Annotated in this window: 3 protein-coding genes; all 3 read left to right on the plus strand. The window is 62.0% G+C overall.

From position 1 onward, the window contains the following. Nucleotides 1-3: 3 nt before the first annotated feature. The 3 genes from RUM8411_RS22345 (at nt 4) to folD (ending at nt 3,030) form a co-directional block, all read left to right on the plus strand. Nucleotides 4-1,680 carry a formate--tetrahydrofolate ligase gene (locus tag RUM8411_RS22345; RefSeq protein WP_085824929.1) on the plus strand — a complete coding sequence of 559 codons (1,677 nt, stop codon included), beginning with the start codon at nt 4-6 and terminating at the stop codon, nt 1,678-1,680. 57 nt (nt 1,681-1,737) lie between these two features. After that, nucleotides 1,738-2,043, plus strand: coding sequence for a chorismate mutase (locus tag RUM8411_RS22350; protein WP_085824930.1), 306 nt, complete (start codon nt 1,738-1,740; stop codon nt 2,041-2,043). A 69-nt stretch (nt 2,044-2,112) separates the two neighbouring features. Further along, entirely contained in the window at nt 2,113-3,030 is a 918-nt protein-coding gene (gene folD / locus RUM8411_RS22355) for a bifunctional methylenetetrahydrofolate dehydrogenase/methenyltetrahydrofolate cyclohydrolase FolD (RefSeq protein ID WP_085824931.1), read from the plus strand. The last annotated feature ends 16 nt before the right edge of the window (nt 3,031-3,046 follow it).

The following is a 3,046-nucleotide window of genomic DNA, read 5'->3' on the forward strand; positions in this document are numbered from 1 at the left end:
CCAATGAGTTATAAATCGGACATTGAGATTGCGCGAGAGGCGCATAAGAAGCCTATTCAGGAGATTGGGGCCAGGATTGGCATCTCCAGTGATGATTTGCTGCCTTATGGCCACGACAAGGCGAAGGTGAGCCAGGAGTTTATCAACTCGGTTCAGGGTCGTGAGGACGGCAAGCTGGTTTTGGTGACGGCGATCAACCCGACGCCTGCGGGTGAGGGTAAGACAACCACCACCGTGGGTCTGGGCGACGGTCTGAACCGGATCGGCAAGAACGCGATGATCTGTATTCGCGAGGCCTCGCTGGGCCCGAACTTCGGCATGAAGGGCGGCGCTGCGGGGGGTGGCTATGCGCAGGTTGTTCCGATGGAGGACATGAACCTGCACTTCACCGGGGATTTTCACGCCATCACATCCGCCCATTCGCTGCTGTCGGCGATGATCGACAACCATATCTACTGGGGCAATGAATCCGAGATCGACATCCGCCGCGTCGCCTGGCGCCGGGTGGTCGACATGAACGACCGGGCGCTGCGCCAGATCACGGCGTCTCTGGGCGGTGTCAGCAACGGCTTCCCGCGTGAAACCGGCTTTGACATCACCGTGGCGTCCGAGGTGATGGCGATCCTGTGTCTGGCCAACGATCTGAAGGACCTGGAAAAACGCCTGGGCGACATCATCGTGGCCTATCGCCGCGACAAGACTGCTGTTTACTGCCGCGATATCAAGGCCGAAGGCGCGATGACCGTGCTGCTGAAGGACGCGATGCAGCCGAACCTGGTGCAGACGCTGGAAAACAACCCGGCCTTTGTCCATGGCGGCCCGTTTGCCAATATCGCGCATGGCTGCAACTCGGTGATTGCCACCAAGACGGCGCTGAAGGTCTGCGACTATGTGGTGACCGAAGCCGGGTTCGGGGCCGATCTGGGCGCTGAAAAGTTCATGAACATCAAGTGCCGCAAGGCGGGCATTGCGCCCTCGGCTGTGGTGCTGGTGGCCACGGTGCGGGCGATGAAGATGAACGGCGGCGTGGCCAAGGCTGATCTGGGCGCGGAAAATACCGGTGCGGTCAAAAACGGCTGCGCCAACCTGGGCCGCCATATCGAGAACGTCAAATCCTTTGGCGTGCCGGTTGTGGTTGCGATCAACCACTTTGTCACCGACACCGAGGCCGAAGTTCAGGCGGTCCGGGATTACTGTTCCGATCACGGGGTCGAGGCGGTGCTGTCGCGCCACTGGGAGCTGGGGTCCGAAGGCTCGGCACCGCTGGCCGAGAAGGTTGTGGAGATCGTCGAGGGTGGCTCTGCCAACTTTGCGCCGATCTACCCCGATGACATGCCGCTGTTCGAGAAAATCGAAACCATCGCCAAGCGCATCTATCGCGCCGATGAGGTGCTGGCCGACACCAAGATTCGCAACCAGTTGAAGGAATGGGAAGAGGCCGGATACGGCAACCTGCCGGTCTGCATGGCCAAGACGCAGTATTCTTTCTCGACCGATCCGACCCTGCGCGGCGCGCCCACCGGCCATTCGGTTCCGGTGCGCGAGGTACGCCTGTCTGCGGGCGCTGGCTTTATCGTTGTGGTCTGCGGTGAGATCATGACCATGCCGGGCCTGCCGCGCAAGCCGGCAGCAGAAAGCATCTGCCTCAATGACGCAGGTGAGATCGAAGGCTTGTTCTAAGCCGCCAGATAAGACATCTCGTGGTCCGGGGGATCCCCGGGCCATGAGGAGACGAACATGCCCACGCTGACACCGCCGCAAGACTGTCTTTCGATGCAGGAGTTGCGGGTTCAGATCGACAGGCTGGACCGCCAGCTGATCGCGATGCTGGTGACCCGCGCAGGCTATATCGACCGCGCGGCGCAGCTGAAACCGGCCGAAGGGCTGCCCGCCCGCATTCCGGATCGCGTCGAAGAGGTGGTGCAGCGCGTGAGGGCAGGCTCGGACGAGCTGGGCATGGACCCGGATCTTGCCGAACAGCTGTGGCGCATATTGATTGACTGGTCGATCGCGCGTGAAGAACGCGTGCTTGGCCCTGACTGAGTGGCTGGGCGCTGATGCGCCTATTCCGGTTTTGACAGAGGGCCGGTTTTTGAAAGAAGGGATCACAGGATGGTAGCCCAGGTTATCGACGGTAAGGCTTTTGCTGCCAAAGTACGCGCGCAGGTGGCCGATCAGGTTGCAAAGCTGAAAGAGCAAAGCGGCATCACCCCCGGTCTGGCGGTGGTTCTGGTGGGCGAAGACCCGGCCAGCCAGGTCTATGTGCGCTCCAAGGGCAAGCAGACCGTTGAGGTCGGCATGAACTCATACGAGCACAAGCTGGAGGTCGACACGTCCCAGGCGGACCTGCTGGCGCTGATCGACCAGCTGAACGCCGATCCGGCTGTGCATGGCATTCTGGTGCAACTGCCGCTGCCCAAACATCTGAACGAAGATCTGGTGATCAACGCGATCGACCCGGCCAAGGATGTCGACGGGTTCCATATCTCGAATGTCGGCCTGCTGGGCACCGGTCAGAAATCGATGGTGCCCTGCACGCCGCTGGGCTGTCTGATGATGCTGCGCGACCACCATGGGTCGCTGTCGGGAATGGATGCGGTGGTGATTGGCCGCTCGAACATTGTCGGCAAGCCGATGGCGCAGCTGCTGCTGGGCGACAGCTGCACGGTGACCATCGCGCATAGCCGCACCAAGGACCTGCCCGACGTGGTGCGCCGCGCCGATATCGTCGTGGCCGCCGTCGGCCGTGCGGAAATGGTGCCCGGAGCCTGGATCAAGCCGGGCGCCACGGTCATCGACGTGGGCATCAACCGCATCGACGCGCCGGAAAAAGGCACCAACGAGGACGGCAGCGTCAAAACCCGCCTGGTCGGAGACGTCGATTACGCCAGCGCCGCCCAAACCGCCGGCGCCATCACCCCGGTCCCCGGCGGCGTCGGCCCCATGACCATCGCCTGCCTGCTCGCCAACACCCTCACCGCATGCTGCCGCGCAAACAAACTCCCAGAACCAAAAGGCCTGACCGCATAAGAAAGAGGGTCTAACT

Source organism: Ruegeria meonggei, assembly GCF_900172215.1.
Lineage (GTDB): Bacteria > Pseudomonadota > Alphaproteobacteria > Rhodobacterales > Rhodobacteraceae > Ruegeria > Ruegeria meonggei.